Here is a 25,318-nt window from a genome sequence, read left to right as displayed (position 1 = left end):
TAGGCGCCAATTGAATATCCTTGGGGTTCACCGCAGGAGCGGTCAGCATAAGAAGCCTGTCATGAGCGAAAGAACCACGTCAGCCAGCTGGGCATCAGGGATCGTGAAGGCACTCGAACTGGAAGGGCTGGACTGCCGGGCCATGTTCAAGCAGCTGGGGCTGGATTTCGCTGCCCTCGACGACCCCGACGCGCGCTTCCCCCAGGACTCCATGACCCGGCTGTGGCAACTGGCGGTAGAGCTGTCGGGCAACGAGGCCATAGGCCTGAACATGGCGCGGGTGGTGCGCCCGGCATCGTTCCATGTGGTGGGTTATGCGTTGATGTCCAGCCGCACCCTGGCCGAAGGCTTCGAGCGCCTGGTGCGTTACCAGCGCATCATTGCCGAAAGCTCCGACCTCAGCTTCGTCCTCGGCCCCGAGGGCTATTCGCTGATCCTGACCGTACACGGCGACCACCTGCCACCGACCCGGCACAGCGCCGAAGCATCGCTGGCCTGTGCGCTGGCGCTGTGCAGCTGGCTCAGCGGTCGGCCGGTGCAACCGCGCCGGGTGCTGGTACAGGGGCCGCAGCCAAAGAATATCGAACCCTACAAGGTGGCGTTCCATTCGCCGCTGGTGTTCGGTGCGCCGCACGATGCGTTGGTGTTCGAGCGCGCCGACATGGAGGCACCGCTGCCCACCGCCAATGAAGCCATGGCGATACTGCATGACCGTTTTGCCGGCGAATACCTGGCGCGTTTCTCGGAAAGCCGGGTCACCCACCGGGTGCGCCAGGTATTGTGCCGCATCCTGCCGCAGGGCGAGCCCAAGCGCGAAACCCTGGCCCAGGCCCTGCACCTGTCGCAGCGCACCTTGCAGCGGCGGCTGCAGGAGGAGGGCACCAGCTTCCAGACCTTGCTTGACGACACCCGCCGCGAACTGGCCGAACAGTACCTGGCGCAGCCGGGCATGACCCTGCTGGAAACCGCCTACCTGCTGGGTTTTGCCGACCCCAGCAATTTCTACCGTGCGTTTCGCCGCTGGTTCCATGTCACGCCCAGCGAGTACCGCGCCCGCCTGGGCGCCGAGCCCGAGGTGGTCAGTGGCGCCAGAACGCCGGCATGCACAACACTAGCACGGTGATGATTTCCAATCGGCCGAGCAACATGCCGCTGGCGAGAATCCACTTGGCAGCATCCGGCAGCGTGGCGTAGTTGCCCGATGGGCCGATCACTTCACCCAGGCCCGGCCCCACACCCGAAACCGTACCCGCAGCGCCGGTCAGGGCGGTCATCCAGTCCACACCAAGCAAAGACAGCAGCAGCGCCATGACGCAGATGGTGATGGCGAAGAAGAACGAGAAGGTCAGGATCGAGCGCACGATTTCTTCGTCGAGGCGGTGGCCGTTGTACTTCTGCTTGATCACCGCGCGTGGGTGGATCAGCTGATTGAGGCTGGCCTTGAGCAGGATGTAGGCGACCTGGAAGCGGAAGATCTTGATACCACCAGCCGTCGAGCCGGAGCAGCCGCCGACGAAGCCCAGGTAAAAGAACAGCATCAGCGAGAAGTTGCCCCACAGGCTGTAGTCACCCAGGGCGAAGCCGGTGGTGGTGACCACCGAGGTCACGTTCAGCGCCACGTGGCGCAGGGCGTCGAGCCAGTGCAGGTTGGTGGTGGCCCAGTACCAGGTGCCGAGCACCAGCCAGGTAACCACCAGCATGCCCAGCAAACCCTGCACCTGCTGGTCGCGGATCAGTGCCTTGCGGTTGCCGCGCAGGGTCGCCACGTAAAGGGTGAAGGGCAGGCTGCCGAGGATCATTACCACCACCGCGACCCAGTGCACGGCCGGGATATCCCACTTGGCAAGCGACTGGTCGGAGGTGGAAAACCCGCCAGTGGAAATCGCCGACATGGCGTGGTTGATCGCATCGAACGGGCTCATGCCGGCCCACCAGAAGCCCAGCGCGCCCAGGATCGAGAAGCCGACGTATACCCCCACGATCGACTTGGCGACCATGTGCGAGCGCGGCATTACCTTCTCCGAACGGTCGGACGATTCGGTCTGGAACAGGCGCATGCCACCGATGCGCAGCAGCGGCAGGATCGCTACCGCCATGCCGATGAAGCCGATGCCGCCGAGCCAGTGCAGCATCGACCGCCACATCAGGATGCCCGGTGACATGTTGTCCAGCCCGCTGAGCACCGTGGCGCCGGTGGCGGTGATGCCCGACATGCTTTCGAAGAAGGCGTCGGTGTAGCTGATGTGCTGGGTCAGCAGGAAAGGCAGGGCGGCGAACACGCACACCACCAGCCAGCTGCTGACGGTCAGCAGGTACATGTCGCGCGGGCGCAGGTGCACATGCTCGGGGCGACCCTGAAGCACCAGGGCCAGGCCGGCAATGAAGGTGATCAGGCTCGACCAGAGGAACGACGGCATGTCACGGGTGCGTTCGAAGATCACCAGGGTCGCCATGGGCACGGCCATGCTGACGGCGAGGGTAATCAGGAAGATGCCGATGATGAAACCAATGATCCTTAAGGTCGGCAACGCCATGTGATCTGCTCTGACTCTAAACGGAAGGGCGCCATTCTACCTATGGGTCTGGTGATGTAAACGCTAGAATGGCCGCACATTTACCTGCCAGGAGGGTAGCCGATGGAGGCTCTCGACGCATTGCTCAACCGTGTTTCCGTGCCACGCCTGACCGACCCGGCGCCCAATGCCGCCCAGCGCGAGGCGCTGTTCCAGGCCGCCCTGCGCGCCCCGGACCACGGCCAGCTGCGGCCGTGGCGCTTTCTCACCATCGAAGGCCAGGGCCGCGAGAAGCTGGGTGAGCTGTTCGCCGAAGCGCTGCAGCACAAGGGGGATGCCACCCAGGCAGCCCTGGACAAGGCCCGCGCCATGCCCCTGCGGGCGCCGTTGCTGATCGTGGTGATTGCCAAGCTGCAGGACCACTTCAAGGTGCCCAAGTCCGAACAGCGGCTGGCGGCGGGCTGTGCCGCGCACGGCATCCTGATTGCGGCGCATGCGCAAGGTATCGGTGCGGTATGGCGCACCGGGGACATGGCTTTCGATGCCCATGTGCACAAGGGCCTGGGGCTGGCCGCGAACGAGGAGCTGATCGGTTACCTGTATGTGGGTACGCCGCTGACCGAGCCGCGCACCGCGCCGATTCTGGAAACTGCTGATTTCGTCAGTGCCTGGGGCGAGTAACGCAGCCTTGAGCTGATTGCAGTATCAAGGCATCCGGCCCTTTCGCGGGTAAACCCGCTCCCACAGGTGTGGCGCAAGTTTCAGGCCTTGCACGGTTACCTGTGGGAGCGGGTTTACCCGCGAAGAGGCCGGATGCATTTACATCAAATCAACTGCCTGTCGCTTCAGTCACAGGCAACTCCAGCCGCGCCACGAAGCCCCCCTGTGGATGGTTCTCCAGTACCAGGCTGCCACCATGGCGCTCCGCCGCCTTGCGTGCAATCGCCAACCCCAGCCCATGCCCCGGCGCTTCCTGCCCCGGCGCACGGAAGAACGGTTCCCCCAACTGTGCAAGGTGCTCCGACGCCGCCCCCGGCCCATGGTCACGCACGCTGATCAGGATACGGTCCTGCTCGCGCACGGCGCTGACTTCGATCGGCTGGCCCTGCGGGTTGAAGCGCAGGGCGTTGCGCAGCAGGTTGTCCACGGCACGCTCGATCAGCGTTGGCCAACCTTGCAAGGTCAACCCCGGCTGAGCCTCCAGGCGCACATCCTGCTCCGGTGCGCTGAGCTGGGCATCCTTGCGCACGCTGCCGAGCAGGGCGTTAAGGTCCACCGGCTCGGCATGGGCCTGTTCGGCATCGACCCGTGCCAGGGCGAGAATTTCGCTGATCAGGTCTTCCAGGCGGTCGCATTCGCGGGTCAGGCGTGGCCACAGCGCTTCACGTTGCTCAGGCTCGGCGCGCTCGGCCAAGGCCAGGGCGATACGCAGCCTGGCCAGCGGTGAACGCAATTCATGGGACACATCGCGCAGCAACTGGCGCTGGCTGCCGATGGTGCTTTGCAGGCGCGCGCCCATCTTGTTGAAGTCCTTGGCCAGTACGCCGAATTCGTCACGTCGCGCCGCCAGCTGCGCCAGGCTGTTCTGCTGGTAAGTGGTCTGGCCCAGGTCGTGCACGGCGCTGCGCAGACGGCTGAGCGGGCGGGTAATGGACAGGGTCACCAGCAGGCTGAACAGGGTCAGCACCACCAGGGCAATGCCCAGCGCACTGAGCGGCCACAGCAGGCTTTCGCGGTGCCAGGCATCCAGCGCCGGGTGGGGGATGCGGTAGATCAGCAGGTACGTCTGGCCGGTGTCGGGGCTGGTGTATTCCTCGGTCAACCGGCGCCACGGCAGGTGCCGCTGGTCATTGTGCTGGCGTGCCTCGAAGGCCGCCGCACGGCGCGGGAAGGTGCCGGGCACCACGGCTTCGCCACTGTCGTCGAGCACCTGCACGTCGATCTTGTAGCGGTCCTTGCGCCGTTCCAAAAAATGCTGTGCCGAAGCCAGGCCTTCCTGTTCGTAATGCTTGGCCCACTTGCTGGCCAGGGTATTCAGGCCCGGGTGGCGGCTGAGGATCCAGGCGTCCTGGTTGAGCATGTGGCCCAGCAGGATTGACAGGCCCGCAACCAGGGTGATGGCCAGCCAGAAACTGGCCAGGATGCGCCAGAACAGTGAACGCAAGTGCACCTCCTGCTAACAAGAAAAGCCCGGCTCGCACTGAGGCGGGCCGGGCATCGGGCGGACAGCTTACTGGGCCTTGTTGCCTTTTTCAGCTTTCCAGGCCTGGAACTCCTGCCACTCGGCTTTCTGTGCGGCGCGTTCCTTCTGCAGTTCGTCGAACTTCTTCTGCTGCTCGGGCTTGAGCAGGGCGCGGACCGCGCTGTCGGTCTTGTCGCGGTTGGCCTGCAGTTCGTCCTTCATCGCCTTCTGGTCGGCGGCCGGCAGTTTGGACAGGTAGCGCTCGGTAATGTCGCGGCGCTGTTTCATCTGCTCGCCCATCAGCTTGCCGATCTGCTGGCGCTGGTCACGGCTCAGGTCCAGCTGGTGGAAAGGCGCATCACCGCGATGATGTGGGCCATCGTGGCGCATGCCGCCTTCAGGCATGGCCATGGCCACGGTCGGCAGGGCGGCGGCGAACATCAGGGCGATAAGGGTCTTGCGCATGGTGTCTCTCCTTTCATGGGCCGGTGGTTACCGGATGAGCACAGTCTAGGGAGATCACCGTCAAGCGCGGTCAGCGGATGGTAAAGGCTCGGTAAAGATGTTCAGAGGCAGTAGTAATAGCCACGGCTGCGCAGGGCGACGATGCGTGGCCGGCCATCGGCGTGGGGGCCGATCTTCTTGCGCAGGTTGCTGACGTGCATGTCCAGGCTGCGGTCGTACAGGGTCAGCTTGCGGCCCAGGCTGATCTGCGCCAGTTCCTGCTTGTCCAGCGGCTCGCCGGGTTGGCGCAGCAGCGCTTCGAGAATGCGGCTTTCGGACAGGGTCAGGGTCATTTCACGGCCATCGATGCTGGCCACGCCACGGGCAGGGCTATAGACCAGGTCGCCCAGCTCCACCTGGCTGGTGGTGGCGGTGGGGTGGCTGCGGCGCAGCACGGCACGCAGGCGAGCGGTGAGTTCACGCGGGTCGCAAGGTTTGGCCAGGTAGTCGTCGGCGCCCAGTTCCAAGCCAAGGATACGGTCCAGCGGCTCGCCGCGGGCCGAGAGCATCAGTACCGGCAGTTCGGCATGCTCGCTGCGTAACTGCTTGAGCAGTTCCAGGCCACTGCCGTCGGGCAGCATCACGTCCAGCACCACGGCCGCCGGGGCATGTGTGGCCAAGGCCTGGCGTGCGCTCTGGCCATCGTGGCAGGCGCGCACGGTAAACCCTTCCTGGGTCAGCCAGCTGCCGAGCAGCTCGCACAGCTCCTGGTCATCATCTATCAGTAACAGCTCGCTCATGACTCACTCAATTCAACCATTGACGGCGACTATTCGGCCCGCCAGTGGCAAAGATACCGCAGACTGATGGCAACAGTATAACTGCCGGTACCGCGTGGCCTTCTTCGCGGGTAAACCCGCTCCCACAGGGACGGCGCAGGCTTCAAGCTTGCACTGCGCCTGTAGGAGCGGGTTTACCCGCGAAGAAGCCCATGCGGTCTCAGATCAAGGCAGCACTTGCTTGAACGGCTTGACCGCCACCTTTTCGTACACGCCCGCGGCAATGTAAGGGTCGGCATCGGCCCAGGCTTGCGCCGCGGCGAGGGAGTCGAACTCGGCAACGATCAGGCTACCGCTGAAACCCGCTTCGCCCGGGTCGTTGCTGTCGATGGCCGGGTGCGGGCCGGCCAGTACCACGCGGCCCTCGGCCTTCAGTTGCTGCAGGCGTTCGATGTGCGCCGGGCGGGCAGCCAGGCGCTTTTCCAGGGAGTTTGCGACGTCGCTGGCGATGATGGCGTAGAGCATGTCAATCCTTGGGTTTGGAGGTAGAAGGGTCGTCGTGCAGGTGGCGCGACAGGTACACGCCCTGCGCTACCAGGAACATCACGGTCATGCCCAGGCTGCCGAACACCTTGAAGTCGACCCAGAAGTCCTGGAAGGTGAAGGCGACGAACAGGTTGGCCGCGCCACAGAACAGGAAGAAGCCGATCCAGGCCAGGTTCAGGCGGGTCCAGATGGCATCGGGCAGGCTCAGGGCGTGGCCCATGATGCGCTTGATCAGCACCCGGTCGCCGATGAAGTGGCTACCGGCGAAGCCCAGGGCGAACAGCCAGTTCACCACCGGTGCCTTCCACTTGAGGAAGGTTTCGCTGTGGAAGGTCAGGGTCAGGCCGCCGAACACCAGGCAGGCCACCAGGGTGAGCCACTGGCCCTTTTCCAGCTTGCGCTGGCGCAGGAACAGCGCGCCGTAGACCACCAGCGAGCTGATGATCAGCATGGCCGTGGCACTGTAGATGCCGCCGAATTCGAAGCTGTGGCCGGCGACTTCCATGGGGCGCGGGTCGAGCTTGTAGACGATGAAGAACAGCAGCAGCGGGATGAAATCGATGAATTGTTTCACAATGGCAGCCAGAATCGGGATGTGACGGCATAATAACAAACATCGATTCCAGCGAAAGCGCTCCTCCATGAATGTTGATCTGCACTGTCACAGCACGGCCTCCGACGGCGCCCTGTCGCCCTCGATACTGGTCGCCCGGGCCCATGAGCATGGGGTGCAAACGCTGGCACTGACCGACCATGACACCATCGAAGGCCTGCCCGAGGCGCGCCAGGCGTGCCGCGACAAGGGCATGCACTGGGTCAGCGGGGTGGAGCTGTCGTGCACCTGGGGTGGCGCGACCATCCATGTGCTGGGCTATGACTTCCCGCTCGACGCACCGCCCCTGCTGGCGGCGATCGAAGCGCTGCACCGTGGCCGCTGGCTGCGCGCCGAAGAAATCGACAAACGGCTGGCGGCCAAGGGCATGCCCGGTACCCTCGACGGCGCTCGCGCCGTGCAGCACGAACTGGGCGATAGCGGCAACGCCCCGGCGCGCCCGCATTTTGCCGAGTACCTGGTGCGTGCCGGGCACGTCAAGGATCGCGGCGAGGCGTTTCGCAAATGGCTTGGCGCCGGCAAGCTGGGGGACGTCAAGCAGCACTGGCCGACCCTCGATGAAACCGTCGCCACTTTGCGCCAGTCCAATGCATGGGTGAGCCTGGCGCATCCCATGCACTACGATCTGACCCGCAGCAAGCGCAGAAGGCTGATTGCCGACTATATTCAGGCAGGCGGGCAGGCGCTTGAAGTGGTCAACGGGATGATGCCTGCCGAGCAGGTGGGCACCATGTCCATCCTTACCCGTGAGTTCGGCCTGCTGGCAAGCGCTGGCAGTGACTTCCACGGCCCCGGCACCTGGGGCGAGATCGGTGCCTACCGGCCTTTGCCCGAGGACCTGCCACCTCTGTGGCGCCGATTCAGCCATGAACAGCCTTTGGCGGTATGAACAGGACGACTACGTGAGCCAATTTTTCCAGATTCATCCGGAGAACCCGCAGCAGCGCCTGATCAAGCAGGCTGTCGAGATTATCCGCAAGGGCGGTGTGGTGGTGTACCCGACGGATTCGGCCTATGCACTGGGTTGCCAGATGGGTGACAAGGCGGCCATCGAACGGGTGCGGCGCCTGCGCGGGCTGGACAAGACCCACAACTTCACCCTGATGTGCTGCGACATGTCGCAGCTGGGGTTGTACGCCAAGGTCGACACCGGCACCTTCCGGCTGCTCAAGGCACATGTGCCGGGGCCTTACACGTTCATCCTCAACGGCACGCGCGAAGTGCCGCGCCTGCTGTTGCACGATAAGCGGCGCACCATCGGGCTACGGGTGCCGGCCCATGCCATTACCCTGGCCTTGCTGGCCGAACTGGGCGAGCCGTTGATGAGTGTGAGCCTGATCCTGCCAGGCGACACCGAGCCGATGACCGACCCTTACGAGATCCGCGAGCGCCTGGAGCACCATGTCGACCTTGTGATCGACGGCGGTTTCGGTGACCTCAAGGCATCGACCATCATCGACCTGTCCGGCGATGAACCGGAACTGGTCCGTGAAGGCTGCGGCGACCCCACGCCGTTCCTGGTCAACGCGTGAGCCAGGTGGAAACGCCCGAGGCACCGGCCGAACAGGCCGAAACGCCTCGGCAGCTGCAGCTGGCCCTGGTCTATGGGGAAGCACTGACCGAGCTGCCACTGGACCTGTATATCCCGCCGGACGCCCTGGAAATCATCCTCGAAGCCTTCGAAGGCCCGCTGGACCTGTTGCTGTACCTGATCCGCAAGCAGAACATCGACATCCTCGACATCCCGGTGGCGGAAATCACCCGCCAGTACATGGGCTACGTGGAGCTGATGAAGAGCGTGCGCCTGGAACTGGCCGCCGAATACCTGGTGATGGCTGCCATGCTCGCCGAAATCAAGTCGCGCATGTTGCTGCCGCGCTCGGCCGAGGTCGAGGAGGAGGAGGGTGACCCGCGCGCCGAACTGATTCGCCGGCTGCAGGAGTACGAGCGCTTCAAGGCTGCCGCCGAAGGTATCGATGAATTGCCACGGGTCGGCCGCGAGGTGGTGGTGCCGCGCCTGGAGGCGCCACAGGCCAAGGTGCGCAAGCTGTTGCCCCAGGTCAGCCTGGAAGAGCTGCTGGTGTCGATGGCCGAGGTGATGCGCCGCAACGACCTGTTCGAAAGCCATCAGATCACCCGCGAGACCTTGTCCACCCGCGAGCGCATGAGCCAGGTGCTGGAACGCCTGAAGGGTGGCGGTTTCGTGCCGTTCGTCGAGCTGTTCGCCGCCGAGGAGGGCAAGCTGGGCGTGGTGGTGACCTTCATGGCGATTCTCGAGCTGGTGAAGGAATCGCTGATCGAACTGGTGCAGAATGAACCCTTCGCCGCCATCCACGTGCGGCTTCGCCCGGCGCTTGTTGAAGACCCTGATGAACCTGAATGAACCCCGCGACCTGGCGTCGCTGATCGAAGCTTTCCTGCTGGCTTCGGGCAAGCCGCAATCCCTGGAGCGCCTGTACGAACTGTTCGAGGAAGCCGAGCGACCAGAGCCCAAGGTCTTCAGGCAGGCGCTGGAGCTGCTGGGCAAGTCGTGCAACGGCCGCGCCTTCGAGCTCAAGGAGGTGGCCAGCGGTTACCGCCTGCAGATTCGCGAGGACTTTGCGCCGTGGGTCGGGCGCCTGTGGGAAGAGCGCCCGCAGCGCTACTCGCGCGCGCTGCTGGAAACCCTGGCCCTGATCGCCTACCGCCAGCCTATCACCCGTGGCGAAATCGAAGATGTGCGCGGCGTGGCGGTGAACAGCAACATCATCAAGACCCTGATGGAGCGCGAGTGGATCCGCGTGGTCGGCTACCGCGAAGTGCCCGGGCGGCCGGCGATGTTCGCCACTACCAAGGGGTTTCTCGACCATTTCAACCTCAAGAGCCTGGACGAACTGCCAGCCTTGGCCGAGCTGCGGGAGATGGAGCCGGAGCCGCTGCTCGACCCGGATGATGCGCCAGTGCCGGCGCACCTGCAGGCATTGGCGGATGCCAGCCTTGGGGAAGAGGAAGAGGTTGCCGAGCCGAAGGAGGAGACCAGCTTCCGTAGCCTGCTGGTGGAGCTGGATGCCATGGAAGAGGGGCTGAAGACCGATTTCGATGATTTGCGCGAGGAAGAGCCTGAGGCTGCTGTTGAAGAAGAGGGCAAGGTGCAGCCTTGAATCTTCTGTTGTCTGTGCTGGCCCTTTCGCGGGTAAACCCGCTCCCACAGGGATATCACAGGCCCTGAGAGTGATGCGGTACCTGTGGGAGCGGGTTTACCCGCGAAGAGGCCGGTACTGCCAATACATAACCATTAGGCAGAAACCCCTCGCAAAGCCCACAAAACCCTCTACCCTCCAGTGCGTTCCCCCGCCGAACCGCGTATGATGCGCGGCCTTTTGGCGCGTTCGTCGCCAGAACCCTTATTTCATTCCTACACCGGGAGGTGCCCAGATGAGTGAGCAAGACCTGCAAGATACCGAGATCACCCCTCCATCCGGCGAAAAGCTGCAGAAAGTGCTGGCGCGCATTGGCGTTGGCTCGCGCCGTGACGTCGAGGCCTGGATCAGCCAGGGCCGCATCAAGGTCAACGGCGTCGAGGCCACCCTCGGCCAGCGCGTCGACCTGCACGACGCCATTGCCGTGGATGGCAAGCTGATCAAGCGCGAAGAGGCCGCCGAGGCCACCCGCCGGGTGATCATGTACAACAAGCCCGATGGCGAGATCTGCACCCGTGACGACCCGGAAGGCCGCCCGACCGTGTTCGACCGCCTGCCACGGCCGAAAGAAGGCCGCTGGATCAACATCGGCCGCCTCGACATCAACACCACCGGCCTGCTGCTGTTCACCACCGACGGTGAACTGGCCAACCGCCTGATGCACCCGTCCTACGAGATGGACCGTGAGTACGCGGTACGTGTGCGTGGTGAGGTCGACGACGAGATGATCGAGCGCCTGAAGGCCGGCGTGATGCTGGAAGATGGCCCGGCCAAGTTCACCGACATCCAGAAGGCGCCCGGTGGTGAAGGCTTCAACCACTGGTACCACTGCGTGGTGATGGAAGGCCGTAACCGTGAAGTGCGTCGCCTGTGGGAGTCCCAGGGCATGGTGGTCAGCCGCCTGAAGCGCGTGCGTTTCGGCCCGGTGTTCCTCAACTCCGACCTGCCGATGGGCCGCTGGCGTGAAATGACCCAGGGCGAAATCGACATCCTCGCCGCAGAGGTAGGCCTGCAGCCGGTGGCGCTGCCAGCCATGAAGCTCAAGGCCAAGGACAAGATGGAGCGCCTGCAGCGCAAATCGACCCGCCCGCTGGGCCGTGGCGAGCGCGTGCGCAGCCTGCGCCCGGCCCACGAAGGTGCTGCTGCCGGCGAACGCCCGGCGCGCCAGGCGCGTGAAGAGGCCCCGCGCAAGACCGGCCGTGGCAGCACCGTGGCCGAACGCCCGAGCGAGATGCGCAAGCGTCCGGCCAAGCCTGAAGGTGACAAGCCGGCAGGCCGTGGCCGCGGCAAACCGCGTGGCTGATTGGCCTTTGCGTTGAAACAGAACCAGCCTTCGGGCTGGTTTTTTATGGGTGCGCCAGGCATGGCGCGTTGCGCGTCAGCGCAACCCGCTTGGTTGTGGTGACCAGGCGGGTGACTTGGAGGTGGAAGTCCTCTACACACCCGGCAAGGGGAAGTGTTAGCCAGAGGCAAGGGTGTCGCGGGTGACTGCGAATCTGAAGGAAGCCCGAGGCAAAATGCTGGCCTGACGAACAGGAAGCGGATAGAGGCGGCACAGCGGGGTAAGGCGGCCCAAATCGTCGAAGCCCAATACTTGTACGGAACGCTGTGACGTAAATCCGACAGGCATAAGCAGGAAGGTCACGCGAATTACCCTGGGAGATCTGCACACCTGCCTTTGTGCTACCGAGCGTCGAGAGGCGACGGGATGGGCGTGCAGAAGTCAGCCGAGGCCGTAGTAAGTGGCGGTTAACCACGCTACCAAGGGCCGAACAGGTTATGCCGCCAGTAGGCGTCACTGTCTCGTTGGTAGCCGTAATGCAGAAATTTCCCACAGCGGAAACTATCATCCTGAGTCCCGGCCAGAAGCCGAGGATGATGCCTGACAGTGCAAAGGTATCGATGGCGTCAGTGGCGTGGACGAGCGCGGAGTCGGGCACGCTGATGGAGCGGGTGCTTGCACCGGCCAACCTCAGGCGTGCGTATCAACGCGTAGTCAGCAACAAGGGGGCGCCGGGTGCCGATGGCATGACGGTGGCCGACTTGGCGGGCCACGTGAAACAGTATTGGCCAACACTCAAGGCCAGGTTGATGGCCGGTGAATACCATCCTCAAGCAGTGCGAGCGGTTGAAATTCCCAAGCCGCAGGGCGGCACACGGCAACTGGGAATCCCCAGCGTCGTAGATCGCCTGATCCAGCAAGCCCTGCAGCAACAGCTTACGCCAATCTTCGATCCGCTGTTTTCGGACTACAGCTACGGCTTCCGTCCGGGCAGAAGCGCTCACCAAGCTGTCGAGATGGCCCGCGCTCATGTGGCGTCGGGGTATCGCTGGTGCGTGGAACTCGACCTGGAGAAGTTCTTCGATCGGGTCAACCACGACATCCTCATGGCTTGTATCGAGCGCCGTATCGGAGACAAGGGCGTGCTCAGGCTGATACGTCGCTATCTCGAAGCCGGTGTCATGTCGGGCGGTATCGTCAGTCCGCGGCAGGAGGGGACGCCGCAAGGCGGCCCGCTCTCGCCGTTGCTGTCGAACATCCTCCTGGATGAACTCGACCGCGAGTTGGAGCGACGGGGTCATCGCTTCGTACGCTACGCCGATGATGCGAGCATCTATGTTCGCAGTCCTCGGGCAGGCGAGCGGGTGTTGGCCAGCATCGAGCGCTTCCTGTGCCATCGTTTGAAATTGACGGTGAACCGGAAGAAGAGCCAAGTGGCAGAGGCCTGGAAGTGTGACTATTTGGGCTACGGGATGAGCAGGCACCAGCAACCAAGACTGCGCGTGGCAACGATGAGCCTGGGGCGCTTACGCGACCGACTCAGAATATTGCTGCGCAGTGTAAGGGCCCGCAAAGTGGCGACTGTCATCGAGCGAATCAACCCTGTCCTGCGAGGCTGGGCTGGCTATTTCAAGCTCAGCCAGAGCAAACGCCCGCTTGAGAAATTGGACGGCTGGGTCAGGCACAAACTTCGCTGCGTCATCTGGCGCCAATGGAAACGGCCCTCAACGAGGGCGCGCAACCTGATGCGCTTGGGCTTGGGCGAGGAACGTGCCTATAAATCGGCCTTCAATGGCCGAGGCCCGTGGTGGAATTCGGGGGCATCTCATGTGAATCAGGCGCTACCGAAGAAACTATGGGATAGACTCGGACTGGTCTCGATACTGGATACAATTAACCGGCTTAGCCGCATAACCTGAACCGCCGTGTACGGAACCGTACGCACGGTGGTGTGAGAGGACGGCGGCTGTGAAGCCGCCTCCTACTCGATCTGTGAGAATTTGGGGCTGCTGCGCAGCCCATCGCGACACAAGGCCGCTCCCACAGAAAACGCGTCACCTGTGGGAGCGGCCTTGTGTCGCGAAAGGGCCGCAAAGCGGACCCAAGATACTGAACAAAAAGAATTTTTCGGACGACTGGCAAGTTCCTGAACCACCTTGTAAAGAAAATTGTACGAATGTGGTCGGTTTCAGCCCGGATTTCAGATTAGGTCGAATCGTGTAAACAAACCTTGCCGCCGGCTCACCGTCAAAACAGCCGACAAAGCCCCGCCCACCCTTGCCCAAAGCCCCGCCCCACGGTGTTATAGCCGCCATTGCCGTGTGCAAAAGCCTGTCCACAGAGCCGGGCTGACAAAACAACAAATGGAGGCGCCATGTACGCCGATCACTTCGCCTTTCAAGGCCCACACCACAGGATCGCTGCGTTTTTTCCCGAGGAAAGGATGCAACGCGTTGACGCCTGCGCGTTTGCAGGGGTATACAGTGCGCCGCGTTTTACCTGTGACTCCTTTGCGTACCGCGCACTCTTGATCACGCCTGGTTGACCCGCTCCGGCGGCACCTGAGGTCAGGAAACCCAAGGTAACCACCTTGCCCATTCCGCTGCGCCACGAGCGCGGTGGGTCCGATTCCGTCACAGATAAAAACAATGCAGGTGACTTCGTTCATGAGTGGACAAAACATGCATTCAGGCGAGCTCAAGCGGGGCCTGAAGAACCGCCATATCCAGTTGATCGCCCTCGGTGGTGCGATTGGTACCGGCCTGTTCCTCGGCTCGGCAGGCGTGATGAAATCCGCTGGCCCGTCGATGATCCTTGGCTACGCCATCTGCGGCTTCATCGCCTTCATGATCATGCGCCAGCTCGGCGAAATGATCGTCGAAGAGCCGGTGGCCGGCTCGTTCAGCCATTTCGCCCACACCTACTGGGGTGGTTTCGCCGGCTTCCTGTCGGGCTGGAACTGCTGGGTGCTGTACATCCTGGTGGGCATGTCGGAGCTTTCGGCGGTCGGCAAGTATGTCCACTACTGGTGGCCGGAGATCCCCACCTGGGTTACGGCGGCAGCGTTCTTCGTGCTGATCAACGCCATCAACCTGATGAACGTGAAGTTCTTCGGTGAGGCCGAATTCTGGTTTGCCATCATCAAGGTGGTGGCCATCGTCAGCATGATCGGCCTGGGTGCCTACCTGCTGACCAGCGGCAGCGGCGGCCCCGAGGCAACCGTGGCCAACCTGTGGTCGCACGGTGGCTTCTTCCCGAACGGTGTCAGCGGGCTGGTGATGGCCCTGGCGTTCATCATGTTCTCCTTCGGTGGCCTGGAAATGCTTGGCTTCACCGCTGCCGAGGCCGACAAGCCGAAGACCGTGATCCCCAAGGCAATCAACCAGGTCATCTACCGTATCCTGATCTTCTATGTTGGTGCCCTGGTGGTGCTGCTGTCGCTGACCCCATGGGACAACCTGGTAGCCAGTATCGATGCCTCCGGTGGCAGCTATGGCAGCAGCCCGTTCGTGCAGGTGTTCTCGCTGCTGGGCAGTGACGTGGCCGCGCACCTGCTGAACTTCGTGGTCCTGACTGCAGCGCTGTCGGTGTACAACAGTGGCACCTACTGCAACGCCCGCATGCTGCTGGGCATGGCCGAACAAGGTGACGCTCCGGCGTCGCTGGCCAAGGTCGACAGCCGCGGTGTGCCGGTGCGCTCGATCCTGGCGTCGGCAGGCGTGACGCTGATCGCGGTGCTGCTCAACTACCTGATGCCGCAAAACGCCCTGGAACTGCTGATGTCGCTGGTGGTGGCTACCCTGGTGATCAACTGGGCGATGATCAGTTACTCGCACCTGAAGTTCCGCCAGCACCTGGACCGCACTGGCCAGAAGCCGCTGTTCAAGGCGCTGTGGTACCCCTATGGCAACTACATCTGCCTGGCGTTCGTGGTGCTGATCCTGGGCATCATGGCGATGATCCCGGGTATCCAGGTTTCCGTGTATGCGATCCCGGTGTGGCTGTTTGCCATGTTCGTGGTCTACATGGTCAAGCCGCGTCGCAAGGCGCAGGCCCTTGGGGCTGCTGGTAGCGTGGCCAGGTAAGGCGCTGCAGGTAGCGTGCAAATAACCCGAAGTCAGGAACTGGCTTCGGGTTTTTTATTGCCTGTACCGGCCCCTTCGCGGGTAAACCCGCTCCCACAGGGACATCACCTGATCTGAAAGCAGCGCTATACCTGTGGGAGCGGGTTTACCCGCGAAGAGGCCGGCACAGGCAAAAATCAGATCTGCTCCAGCAACCAACTGCGAAACGCCCGCAGCGACGGCAATGCCTCATTGCGCGGCGGGTAGATCAGGTAATAACTGCGCTGGCTGGCAAATGCCACCCCTGGGCTGTAGAGCTCACCCTTGGCCAGTTCTTCCTCCACCAGTATGCGCGGCACCAGCCCGATGCCGATCCCGGCCCGTACCGCCTGGATCAGGTGCGAGGTCAGCTCGAAGCTCGGCCCCAGGCGCATCGCCCGGTGCGCCAGGCCATGGTGCGAGAACCACTCGCCCCAGGCATGCGGGTTGTTGGCCACATTCAGCAGCACCTCTTCACTGATGCGTGCAGGGCTCCAGCCTTGGCTGTCCGCACCAGCCTCAGGCGGCAATATCACCACCAGTTCCTCGGCATGCAGGCGATGGCAGATCAACCCCGGCAGGTCGTGGCTGGCCACGCCGATGGCGGCATCGATCTCGCTGGTGTCGAAGTTGATGGCTTCGATGCGTGAATGTATGTGCACCAGCATGCCCGGGTGTGCGCTGTAGAAGGCATGCAACCGCGGCAGCAGCCATTTCGAACCGAAGGTGGGCAGGGTGGCCAGGCGCAAGGTGCCTACCCCCGACTGGTAGGCCAACGCCTGCAAGGTGGCGCTGCGGATGCGCCCCAGTGCCTCGCTGAGCTCGCGCTGGTACAGGCGGCCGACATCGGTCAGCTGCACCTGGCGCCCCTCGCGGCGGAACAGGGTCAGGCCCAGTTGCTGCTCCAGCGCCTGCACCTGGCGGCTGACCGCGCTCTGGGTGAGCGACAGCTCGGCGGCGGCTCGGGTGTAGCTTTCATGCCGGGCGGCAGCCTCGAAAGCCAGTAGCAGCGACATGGACGGGGTGAGATGGCGGTAATTCATTCATAAAAGTCATTAATAGCGGCAGGATTATCCGTTTGCCCCTGAAGCGAAACTACAGGAACATTGGCCTGCACGTCACCTCCGCATGTCATCACCCATGCCGGAACGACAGGAATCCCGTGAATTAGCCAATATCAAGAGGCCATCCTTCGATGATCGCCCAGCTGCCGACCGTTGCCCCGAGCGCCAACTACCCCGAATTCCTCGAAGCCCTGCGCAACAGCGGCTTCCGTGGCCAGATCAGTGCCGACTACGGCACCCGCACGGTGCTGGCCACCGACAACTCGATCTACCAGCGCTTGCCACAGGCGGCGGTGTTCCCGCTGGACGCCGATGATGTGGCGCGGGTCGCCACGCTGATGGCCGAGGGGCGCTTCCAGCAGGTCAAGCTGACCCCGCGCGGTGGTGGTACCGGCACCAACGGGCAGTCGCTGACCGACGGTATCGTCGTCGACCTGTCGCGGCACATGAACAAAATCCTCGAAATCAACGTCGAGGAACGCTGGGTGCGGGTGCAGGCCGGTACTGTCAAGGACCAGCTCAACGCTGCGCTCAAGCCGCACGGGCTGTTCTTCGCCCCCGAGCTGTCCACCTCCAACCGTGCCACTGTCGGCGGCATGATCAACACCGACGCCAGCGGCCAGGGCAGCTGCACCTATGGCAAGACCCGCGACCACGTACTGGAGCTGCACAGCGTGCTGCTCGGCGGCGAGCGCCTGCACAGCCTGCCGATCGACGATGCCGCGCTGGAGCAGGCCTGTGCTGCGCCCGGCCGGGTCGGCGAGGTGTACCGCATGGCGAGGGAGATCCAGGAAACCCAGGCCGATCTCATCGAAGCCACCTTCCCCAAGCTCAACCGTTGCCTGACCGGTTATGATCTGGCCCACCTGCGCGACGAGCAGGGCCGCTTCAACCTCAACAGCGTGCTGTGCGGTGCCGAGGGCTCGCTGGGCTATGTGGTCGAAGCCAAGCTCAATGTGCTGCCGATCCCCAAGTACGCCGTGCTGGTCAACGTGCGCTACACCAGCTTCATGGATGCCCTGCGTGACGCCAACGCGTTGATGGCGCACAAGCCGCTGTCGATCGAGACTGTCGACTCCAAGGTGCTGATGCTGGCGATGAAGGATATCGTCTGGCACAGCGTCGCCGAATACTTCCCGGCCGACCCCGAGCGCCCGACCCTGGGCATCAACCTGGTGGAGTTCTGCGGCGACGAGCCGGCCGAGGTCAATGCCAAGGTGCAAGCGTTCATCCAGCACCTGCAGAACGACACCAGCGTCGAGCGCCTGGGCCACACCCTGGCCGAGGGCGCCGAGGCGGTGACCCGCGTCTATACCATGCGTAAACGTTCGGTGGGCCTGCTGGGCAACGTCGAGGGCGAAGTACGCCCGCAACCGTTCGTGGAAGACACCGCGGTACCGCCGGAGCAACTGGCCGACTACATCGCCGACTTCCGTGCACTGCTCGATGGCTACGGCCTGGCCTATGGGATGTTCGGCCACGTCGATGCCGGCGTGCTGCACGTGCGCCCGGCGCTGGACATGAAGGACCCGGCCCAGGCCGCACTGGTCAAGCCGATTTCCGACGCCGTGGCGGCGCTGACCAAAAGCTATGGCGGCTTGCTGTGGGGCGAGCACGGCAAGGGCCTGCGTTCTGAATACGTGCCGGAGTACTTCGGCGAGCTGTACCCGGCGCTGCAGCGCCTTAAAGGCGCCTTCGACCCACACAACCAGCTCAACCCGGGCAAGATCTGCACCCCGTTGGGCAGTGCCGAAGGCCTGACCCCGGTCGATGGCGTAACCCTGCGCGGCGATCTCGACCGCACCATCGACGAACGCGTGTGGCAGGACTTCCCCAGCGCCGTGCACTGCAACGGCAACGGCGCCTGCTACAACTACGACCCCAACGACGCCATGTGCCCGTCGTGGAAGGCCACCCGCGAGCGCCAGCACTCGCCCAAGGGCCGTGCCTCGCTGATGCGCGAATGGCTGCGCCTGCAGGGCGAAGCCGATATCGACGTGCTGGCGGCGGCACGCAACAAGGTGTCGTGGCTCAAGGGCCTGCCGGCACGCCTGCGCAACAACCGTGCGCGCAGCCAGGGCCAGCAAGACTTCTCCCATGAGGTGTACGACGCCATGGCCGGCTGCCTGGCGTGCAAGTCGTGCGCCGGGCAGTGCCCGATCAAGGTCAACGTGCCGGACTTCCGCTCGCGCTTCCTCGAGCTGTACCACGGCCGCTACCAGCGCCCGCTGCGTGACTACCTGATCGGTTCGCTGGAGTTCACCATCCCGTACCTGGCCCACGCGCCCGGGCTGTACAACGCGGTGATGGGCTCGAAGTGGGTGAGCAAGCTGCTGGCCGACAAGGTCGGCATGGTCGACAGCCCGCTGATCAGTCGCTTCAACTTCCAGGCCACCCTGACCCGCTGCCGCGTCGGCGTGGCCAGCGTGCCGGCCCTGCGTGAACTGACCCCGGCCCAGCGCGAGCGCAGCATCGTGCTGGTGCAGGATGCCTTTACCCGTTACTTCGAGACACCGCTGCTGTCGGCCTTCATCGACCTGGCGCACCGCCTGGGCCACCGGGTGTTCCTGGCGCCGTATAGTGCCAATGGCAAGCCACTGCACGTTCAGGGCTTCCTCGGTGCGTTCGCCAAGGCGGCGATCCGCAATGCCACCCAGCTCAAGGCCCTGGCTGACTGCGGCGTGCCGCTGGTGGGCCTGGACCCGGCGATGACCCTGGTGTATCGCCAGGAGTACCAGAAAGTGCCGGGCCTGGATGGCTGCCCGCAGGTGCTGTTGCCACAGGAGTGGTTGATGGACGTGCTGCCGGAGCAGGCACCGACCGCGCCGGGCACTTTCCGCCTGATGGCGCACTGCACCGAGAAGACCAACGTGCCGGCCAGCACCAAGCAGTGGGAGCAGGTGTTTGCCCGCCTTGGCCTGAAGCTGGTGACCGAGGCGACTGGCTGCTGCGGTATGTCCGGTACCTATGGGCACGAGGCGCGCAACCAGGACACCTCACGGACCATCTTCGAGCAGTCGTGGGCGACCAAGCTGGACAAGGAAGGCGAGCCGCTGGCGACCGGTTACTCGTGCCGCAGCCAGGTCAAGCGCATGACCGAGCGGCAGATGCGCCACCCGCTGGAAGTGGTGCTGCAGTACGCCAAGCGCTGACCTTCAGGGCCCCGGGGGCTGCCTTGCAGCCCATCGCCGGCAAGCCAGCTCCCACAGGTGTAGCGTCAGCCTTGGTTCATTCGGTCCCTGTGGGAGCTGGGTTGCCGGCGATAGGGCCAGTGCAGGCAGTACATAAATCAGGTTTCCTGTGCGCGATCCCGCCTTCGCTGCGCCTGCCGATACAGATACAGGCTCAACACCAGCCCGCAAGCCGCCGCCGCTGCCGCAAACAGAAACATCGAAGCAAACCCGAACCCCGCCGCCACCGCGCCCACCAGTGGCCCGGTCACCCCCAGCGACAAATCGATGAACAGCGAATAAGCCCCCACCGCCGCCCCGCGGTTGGCCGCCGACACCTGGTTCACCGCCTCCACCCCCAGTGCCGGGAACACCAGCGAGAAGCCGAACCCGCTCAGTGCGGCCCCCGCCAACGCCAGTTCGGCGCTGGGCGCCAGCCACAGCATCAGCAGCCCGAGCGTTTCCACCGACAGGCAGGCGATCGCCACCCGGAACCCGCCAAGCCGGTTGATCAGGTTGCCGAACAGTAGTCGCGCACTGATGAAGCTGGCGCCGAACAGGCTCAGGGTCAGTGCCGCATTGGCCCAGCCACGGCTGGCGTAATACAAGGTGATGAAGGTGGCGATGGTGCCAAAGCCGATCGAGCCCAGGGCAAGCCCCGAGCCGTGCGGGAACACCTTGCCCAGCACCCGCAGGAACGGCAGGCGCACGCCACTGACGATCGGTGCGGCCTGTTTGGGCCAGGCCAGCAGCAACCCGAGCGCACACAGCAGGATGATGCTCACGCCCATGCTCCACAGGCCCAGGCTCTTGACCATCAGTACGCCCAGCGGAGCGCCGATGGCCAGCGCGCCATAGCTGGCGATGCCGTTCCAGGAAATGACCTTGGCCGTGTTTTCGGCACCTACACGGCCAATGCCCCAGCCAATGGAACCGGAGCCCACCAGGCTTTCCGCACTGCCGAGTACCAGGCGGCCGACCAGCAGGCAGGCCAGGCTCAGCCAGGGCAGGTGGGTGAGGAAGGCGCAGGCCAGCATGAAAACCCCGCTGAGCCCGCAGCCGGCCAGGCCATACATGACCGCCTTCTTGCTGCCGTGGTTGTCGATGATGCGGCTGGCGGTGGGGCGGCTGAGCAGGGTGGCCAGGTACTGCACGCTGATCACCAGGCCCGCGACCACGGCACTGAAGCCCAGGTCGTTGTGCACATAGCCGGGCAATACGGCCAGCGGGATGCCGATGTTCAGGTAGCCGATGAAGGTGAAGAGGACGATGGAGACGACTTGCAGGGTGACCGCAAGGGGGCGCGGTGAGTGGGGCATGAGGGCCTACGTGGGTTCTGGACGGTGTGAAAACGTGATGACGGGGGGTGGCCCGCAGGTCAGCCGTTTTCACACAGTCGGGGGATGCGCGGTTATTCCTGGTCAGCGCTGGATTGATCGTCACCATCCTGCTCGACGGCAGCTGCCGGTTCGGCGTGAACGGTAACGGTTGGCTCTTCTGGGTTCAGGCTTGGGAAGGGAAGATTCGGGATTTCATGCATCTCGTCGTTCCTCGCAAGTGTGAGTGAAAAGTCTGCGCCAGGCGCGTTTGAAGCTTCGCAAAGCTGGGGCAGGATACACAAGTCTGGATGACAGTTTGGGTTTTTTTGGCGGTCGCTTGTCGGTTTTGCGGGCGAACAGCGGACATGTTTCCTGCAAACAACTGGGGCCCCTGTGGGAGCGGGTTTACCCGCGAACACCGGCGAAGCCGGTGCCATGCACCGCGTTGTCTGCTTCGCGGGTGAACCCGCTCCCACAGGCTCCAGTTTCTCAGTGCTTACTTGCGGCCTTCAGCCGTCTCCGCCACCTTGTCGGTGCGTGCGCACATGATGAAGTCATTGCGGTGCAGGCCTTTGATCGAGTGGCTCCACCAGGTCACGGTGACCTTGCCCCACTCGGTCAGCAGGCCCGGGTGGTGGCCTTCGGCCTCGGCGATTTCGCCCACGGCATTGGTGAACGCCAGGGCGTGCTTGAAGTTCTTGAACAGGAACACGCGTTCCAGCTCCATGTGGCCGTCACGTACTTCGATGTTCCAGTCCGGGATTTCGCGAATCAGCTCGGCCAGCTCTTCGTCGGTGACCTTTGGTGCGTCGGCGCGGCAGGCTTCGCAATGGGCTTGGTTCAAGGCATTCATGTGGTGTTTTCCGGTTCGAGTTGTTATCGGCAAGGTCGCTCAGGCAGCGACCTTGGGTGGAAACTTCGGTGCGTGCAGGCCCAGCTGCATGGCTTTGTGAACCATGCCCATGATGTCTTCGTGGGCCAGGTCGAACAGGCGCTTCATGTTCGGTAGCACGAAATACAACGGCTGCAGGATGTCGATGCGGTACGGTGTGCGCATGGCCTCGATCGGGTCGAAGGCCTGGTGCTCGGGCTCGCCAGACAGACTGTAGACGGTCTCCTTTGGCGACGAGAGGATGCCGCCGCCATAGATCTTGCGGCCCTGCGCGGTTTCCATCAGGCCGAACTCGATGGTCATCCAGTACAGGCGCGCCAGGTAAACGCGTTGTTCCTTGGTCGCGGCCAGGCCGAGCTTGCCGTAGGTATGGGTGAATTCGGCGAACCAGGGGTTGGTCAGCAGCGGGCAGTGGCCGAAGATCTCGTGGAAGATATCGGGTTCTTGCAGGTAGTCCAGCTCTTCCGGGGTACGGATGAAGGTGGCTACCGGGAAGCGCTTGCTGGCCAGCAGTTCGAAGAAGGTCTGGAAGGGGATCAGCGCCGGGACCCGGGCAACCTGCCAACCGGTGGTGGCGCCCAGCACCTTGTTGATCTCGCCCAGTTGCGGAATACGGTCATGGGGCAGCTTGAGCTGGTCGATGCCGTCCAGGTATTCCTGGCACGTGCGGCCTTCGATCACTTTCAACTGACGGGTGATCAGGGTGTTCCATACCGCATGCTCTTGCTGCGGGTAATCGATAAAACCATGCGCATCGGGCTCGCGTGCCACGTATTGCGTCTGTTTCATGTGGCTCTCCTGGTGAGGGCTTTTCTTGTTATGTGCAGGACATGCCTAAGGAATATCCCTTCGCTGGCCACTTTGCACGGGGTGGGCCATTGGGCGGGACCGGCATTCGGCGATGTTTTCGTAACGATAATTTTACAAAAAGACGTAGGTGTCGGAAAATCCGAGGCATCTGGCTGAAGCTTCGGCTGTTTTTGTCAGCTTATCTTTACGACTTTTCCGCGCGGTGTTGAAAAACATTGGCGCTTCGAGAGCCCTCATGCGTATCAAAGTGCATTGCCAGAACCGTATTGGCATCCTGCGCGACATCCTCAACCTGCTGGTGGAGTACGGCATCAACGTGCTGCGCGGCGAGGTGGGCGGTGACCATGGCAACGCCATCTACCTGCATTGCCCGAACCTGATCAATCTGCAGTTCCAGGCGCTGCGGCCGAAGTTCGAGGCGATTGCCGGGGTATTCGGTGTCAAGCGCGTGGGGCTGATGCCCAGCGAGCGCCGACACATGGAGCTGAACGCGTTGCTGGGTGCGCTGGACTTTCCGGTACTGTCGATCGACATGGGCGGCAGCATCGTCGCCGCCAATCGTGCCGCTGCGCAGCTGCTGGGGGTGCGGGTGGACGAGGTGCCGGGCATGCCGCTGGCGCGCTATGTGGAGGACTTCGACCTGCCAGAGCTGGTGCGCGCCAACAAGTCGCGCATCAACGGCCTGCGCATCAAGGTCAAGGGCGATGTGTTCCTGGCCGATATCGCGCCGCTGCAGTCCGAGCACGACGACAGCGAGGCGCTGGCCGGCGCGGTGCTGACCCTGCACCGCGCCGACCGAATCGGTGAGCGCATCTATAACGTGCGCAAGCAGGAGCTGCGCGGTTTCGACAGTATCTTCCAGAGCTCGCGGGTGATGGCTGCGGTGGTGCGCGAGGCGCGGCGCATGGCGCCGCTGGACGCGCCTTTGCTGATCGAGGGCGAGACCGGCACCGGCAAGGAATTGCTGGCGCGTGCCTGCCACCTGGCAAGCCCGCGCGGCCAGTCGCCGTTGATGGCGCTCAACTGCGCCGGGTTGCCCGAGTCGATGGCCGAGACCGAGCTGTTCGGCTACGGCCCCGGGGCATTCGAAGGGGCGCGGGCCGAGGGCAAGCTGGGGCTGCTGGAGCTGACCGCCGGTGGCACGCTGTTCCTCGACGGGGTAGGGGAGATGAGCCCACGCTTGCAGGTGAAGCTGCTGCGTTTTCTGCAAGATGGCTGCTTCCGCCGCGTAGGCAGCGATGAAGAGGTGTACCTGGATGTGCGAGTGATCTGCGCGACCCAGGTGGATTTGTCCGAATTGTGTGCCCGTGGCGAGTTTCGCCAGGACCTGTATCACCGGCTCAATGTGTTGTCGCTGCACATTCCGCCATTGCGCGAATGCATGGATGGCCTGGAAGGGCTGGTGCAGCACTTTCTCGACCAGGCCAGCCGGCAGATCGGCTGCGCCATGCCGCGCCTGGCGCCAGCGGCGATGGACAAACTCGGCCAGTACCATTGGCCGGGTAATGTAAGGCAGTTGGAAAACGTGTTGTTCCAGGCGGTTTCGTTATGCGAAGGCGGCGTGGTCAAAAGTGAACATATACGTTTGCCGGATTACGGCGTGCGCCAACCGCCGGGTGAGTTTTCGCTGGACGGGGATCTTTCGCAGATTGTCGGGCGCTTTGAAAAAGCGGTGCTGGAAAGTTTGATGGGGGAATTCCCGAGTAGTCGGGCTTTAGGTAAAAGACTGGGTGTTTCGCATACTACTATTGCCAACAAGTTGAGGGATTATTCGTTGGGCAAGTCGGTAGATTAATAAGCGGTTGGTCAATAACCTGTTAATCAGGTGCAATATTCTTCGCGGGCTTGCCCGCTCCCACAGGTACCGCGCCAAATTCAGGTCAGGCGCTGTACCTGTGGGAGCGGGCAAGCCCGCGAATGGGGCCCGCAGGGCCCCCAATTCACAAGGTATCAGCCGTTCGAGCAGCCGTTCCCCATCACGCGGTATTCGAGAATGTGCTTCTGGCCCTTGGAGTCCTCGTAGGTCATGCGGGCTGGCACGACTTCGCACACATTGGGCACTTCGCTCATGGAAATGACGCGGGCAATGTCCAGGTGCTGCGAGTAACTGTACTGTTCAACCGGAATCTGCTCGGCATCTTTGGCTTCGCCGGCCATCGCCGCGCCGCAAAGACTGCCAAGTACCAATACCAGTAAAGCTTTCATTTTCAATTTACCTGTCTAAGGTCGTGAGGGGGCACGCGGCGCTTATGGCGCCGCGAGTATTGCTAGTTTTAACTATCAGGTTTGGAGGGGGATTAACGCTTGCCTTCGTGGGGGCTGTTACCAGTTGTTAATCGCCTTGCCGTTGCTGGCGAGGTGAATTTTATGGCTGGGGCCAAGGCCGAAACAGTGGGTCTTTTGATAAAGTGTTTTGACAGAA

General features: G+C 63.2%; 23 protein-coding genes. 11 read left to right on the top strand and 12 right to left on the bottom strand.

All coding sequences use genetic code 11. The features are described 5' to 3' along the window. The first annotated feature begins 61 nt into the window (after nt 1-61). A complete protein-coding gene (locus NY023_RS20240) occupies nt 62-1,123 on the top strand; it encodes an AraC family transcriptional regulator (RefSeq protein WP_023662138.1) in 1,062 nt (353 codons plus the stop codon). On the opposite strand, the gene NY023_RS20235 is transcribed toward NY023_RS20240, so the two are convergent. Beyond that, a complete protein-coding gene (locus NY023_RS20235) occupies nt 1,080-2,534 on the bottom strand; it encodes a TrkH family potassium uptake protein (protein WP_013973677.1) in 1,455 nt (484 codons plus the stop codon). The genes NY023_RS20240 and NY023_RS20235 overlap by 44 nt on opposite strands. Nucleotides 2,535-2,636: 102 nt before the next feature. On the opposite strand from NY023_RS20235, the gene NY023_RS20230 reads away from it, so the two are divergent. Next, nucleotides 2,637-3,194: a nitroreductase family protein gene (locus NY023_RS20230; RefSeq protein WP_013973676.1), complete on the top strand. Its 558-nt coding sequence runs from the start codon at nt 2,637-2,639 to the stop codon at nt 3,192-3,194. Between the two features lie 148 nt (nt 3,195-3,342). Here the strand turns inward: NY023_RS20230 and NY023_RS20225 are convergent, their stop codons facing one another. The 5 genes from NY023_RS20225 to NY023_RS20205 all read right to left on the bottom strand — a co-directional run bounded on the left by NY023_RS20225 (nt 3,343) and on the right by NY023_RS20205 (nt 7,038). Then, entirely contained in the window at nt 3,343-4,683 is a 1,341-nt protein-coding gene (locus NY023_RS20225; RefSeq protein WP_013973675.1) for a sensor histidine kinase, read from the bottom strand. A gap of 60 nt (nt 4,684-4,743) precedes the next feature. Further along, nucleotides 4,744-5,160 carry a Spy/CpxP family protein refolding chaperone gene (locus NY023_RS20220; RefSeq protein WP_013973674.1) on the bottom strand — a complete coding sequence of 139 codons (417 nt, stop codon included), beginning with the start codon at nt 5,158-5,160 and terminating at the stop codon, nt 4,744-4,746. Nucleotides 5,161-5,261: 101 nt separating this feature from the next. Continuing rightward, nucleotides 5,262-5,939 (bottom strand): response regulator transcription factor, encoded by a 678-nt coding sequence (locus NY023_RS20215; RefSeq protein WP_013973673.1) that lies wholly within the window; start codon nt 5,937-5,939, stop codon nt 5,262-5,264. A 204-nt stretch (nt 5,940-6,143) separates the two neighbouring features. Further along, nucleotides 6,144-6,443, bottom strand: a complete 300-nt coding sequence (locus NY023_RS20210) for a YciI family protein (protein ID WP_013973672.1) — start codon at nt 6,441-6,443, stop codon at nt 6,144-6,146. A 1-nt stretch (nt 6,444) separates the two neighbouring features. Beyond that, entirely contained in the window at nt 6,445-7,038 is a 594-nt protein-coding gene (locus NY023_RS20205) for a septation protein A (RefSeq protein ID WP_003259096.1), read from the bottom strand. 67 nt (nt 7,039-7,105) lie between these two features. Here NY023_RS20205 and NY023_RS20200 point away from each other — a divergent pair, with 67 nt between their 5' ends. The 7 genes from NY023_RS20200 to NY023_RS20170 all read left to right on the top strand — a co-directional run bounded on the left by NY023_RS20200 (nt 7,106) and on the right by NY023_RS20170 (nt 15,623). After that, on the top strand, nt 7,106-7,966 hold the full coding sequence (locus NY023_RS20200; protein WP_023661025.1) for a PHP domain-containing protein: 861 nt from the start codon (nt 7,106-7,108) through the stop codon (nt 7,964-7,966). 13 nt (nt 7,967-7,979) lie between these two features. After that, nucleotides 7,980-8,609 (top strand): L-threonylcarbamoyladenylate synthase, encoded by a 630-nt coding sequence (locus tag NY023_RS20195; protein WP_038408376.1) that lies wholly within the window; start codon nt 7,980-7,982, stop codon nt 8,607-8,609. 125 nt (nt 8,610-8,734) lie between these two features. Continuing rightward, nucleotides 8,735-9,460: a segregation and condensation protein A gene (locus NY023_RS20190; protein ID WP_162097115.1), complete on the top strand. Its 726-nt coding sequence runs from the start codon at nt 8,735-8,737 to the stop codon at nt 9,458-9,460. Beyond that, entirely contained in the window at nt 9,447-10,217 is a 771-nt protein-coding gene (scpB, locus tag NY023_RS20185) for an SMC-Scp complex subunit ScpB (RefSeq protein WP_013973667.1), read from the top strand. Before NY023_RS20190 ends, scpB begins: the two co-directional genes overlap by 14 nt. 274 nt (nt 10,218-10,491) lie before the next feature. Beyond that, nucleotides 10,492-11,559 carry a 23S rRNA pseudouridine(2605) synthase RluB gene (gene rluB / locus NY023_RS20180; protein WP_013973666.1) on the top strand — a complete coding sequence of 356 codons (1,068 nt, stop codon included), beginning with the start codon at nt 10,492-10,494 and terminating at the stop codon, nt 11,557-11,559. A gap of 476 nt (nt 11,560-12,035) precedes the next feature. Beyond that, complete coding sequence (gene ltrA, locus NY023_RS20175) at nt 12,036-13,457, top strand: group II intron reverse transcriptase/maturase (RefSeq protein WP_004575621.1); 1,422 nt, start codon at nt 12,036-12,038, stop codon at nt 13,455-13,457. Nucleotides 13,458-14,204: 747 nt separating this feature from the next. Beyond that, the gene (locus NY023_RS20170; protein WP_024087547.1) at nt 14,205-15,623 is read left to right on the top strand and encodes an amino acid permease; all 1,419 of its coding nucleotides are present in this window, start codon (nt 14,205-14,207) and stop codon (nt 15,621-15,623) included. Nucleotides 15,624-15,799: 176 nt separating this feature from the next. Here NY023_RS20170 and NY023_RS20165 read toward each other — a convergent pair whose 3' ends face one another. Continuing rightward, nucleotides 15,800-16,684 carry a LysR substrate-binding domain-containing protein gene (locus NY023_RS20165; RefSeq protein ID WP_013973663.1) on the bottom strand — a complete coding sequence of 295 codons (885 nt, stop codon included), beginning with the start codon at nt 16,682-16,684 and terminating at the stop codon, nt 15,800-15,802. Between the two features lie 152 nt (nt 16,685-16,836). Here NY023_RS20165 and NY023_RS20160 point away from each other — a divergent pair, with 152 nt between their 5' ends. Beyond that, nucleotides 16,837-19,857: an FAD-binding and (Fe-S)-binding domain-containing protein gene (locus NY023_RS20160; RefSeq protein ID WP_013973662.1), complete on the top strand. Its 3,021-nt coding sequence runs from the start codon at nt 16,837-16,839 to the stop codon at nt 19,855-19,857. A gap of 137 nt (nt 19,858-19,994) precedes the next feature. On the opposite strand, the gene NY023_RS20155 is transcribed toward NY023_RS20160, so the two are convergent. The 4 genes from NY023_RS20155 to phhA form a co-directional block, all read right to left on the bottom strand. Continuing rightward, a complete protein-coding gene (locus NY023_RS20155; protein WP_013973661.1) occupies nt 19,995-21,194 on the bottom strand; it encodes an MFS transporter in 1,200 nt (399 codons plus the stop codon). A 92-nt stretch (nt 21,195-21,286) separates the two neighbouring features. Continuing rightward, nucleotides 21,287-21,415, bottom strand: coding sequence for a hypothetical protein (locus NY023_RS20150; RefSeq protein ID WP_015271274.1), 129 nt, complete (start codon nt 21,413-21,415; stop codon nt 21,287-21,289). Between the two features lie 275 nt (nt 21,416-21,690). Next, nucleotides 21,691-22,047 (bottom strand): 4a-hydroxytetrahydrobiopterin dehydratase, encoded by a 357-nt coding sequence (locus NY023_RS20145; RefSeq protein WP_003254532.1) that lies wholly within the window; start codon nt 22,045-22,047, stop codon nt 21,691-21,693. Between the two features lie 39 nt (nt 22,048-22,086). Further along, on the bottom strand, nt 22,087-22,875 hold the full coding sequence (gene phhA / locus NY023_RS20140) for a phenylalanine 4-monooxygenase (RefSeq protein ID WP_013973660.1): 789 nt from the start codon (nt 22,873-22,875) through the stop codon (nt 22,087-22,089). Nucleotides 22,876-23,131: 256 nt separating this feature from the next. Here phhA and NY023_RS20135 point away from each other — a divergent pair, with 256 nt between their 5' ends. Next, on the top strand, nt 23,132-24,691 hold the full coding sequence (locus NY023_RS20135; protein ID WP_013973659.1) for a sigma-54-dependent phenylalanine hydroxylase transcriptional regulator PhhR: 1,560 nt from the start codon (nt 23,132-23,134) through the stop codon (nt 24,689-24,691). Nucleotides 24,692-24,846: 155 nt separating this feature from the next. On the opposite strand, the gene NY023_RS20130 is transcribed toward NY023_RS20135, so the two are convergent. Further along, a complete protein-coding gene (locus NY023_RS20130) occupies nt 24,847-25,101 on the bottom strand; it encodes a DUF2790 domain-containing protein (protein WP_003260110.1) in 255 nt (84 codons plus the stop codon). Nucleotides 25,102-25,318: the final 217 nt, after the last annotated feature.

The organism is Pseudomonas sp. NBB, from assembly GCF_032701105.1.
GTDB lineage: Bacteria > Pseudomonadota > Gammaproteobacteria > Pseudomonadales > Pseudomonadaceae > Aquipseudomonas > Aquipseudomonas asiatica.
This window is presented reverse-complemented; position numbering and strand designations above follow the sequence as displayed.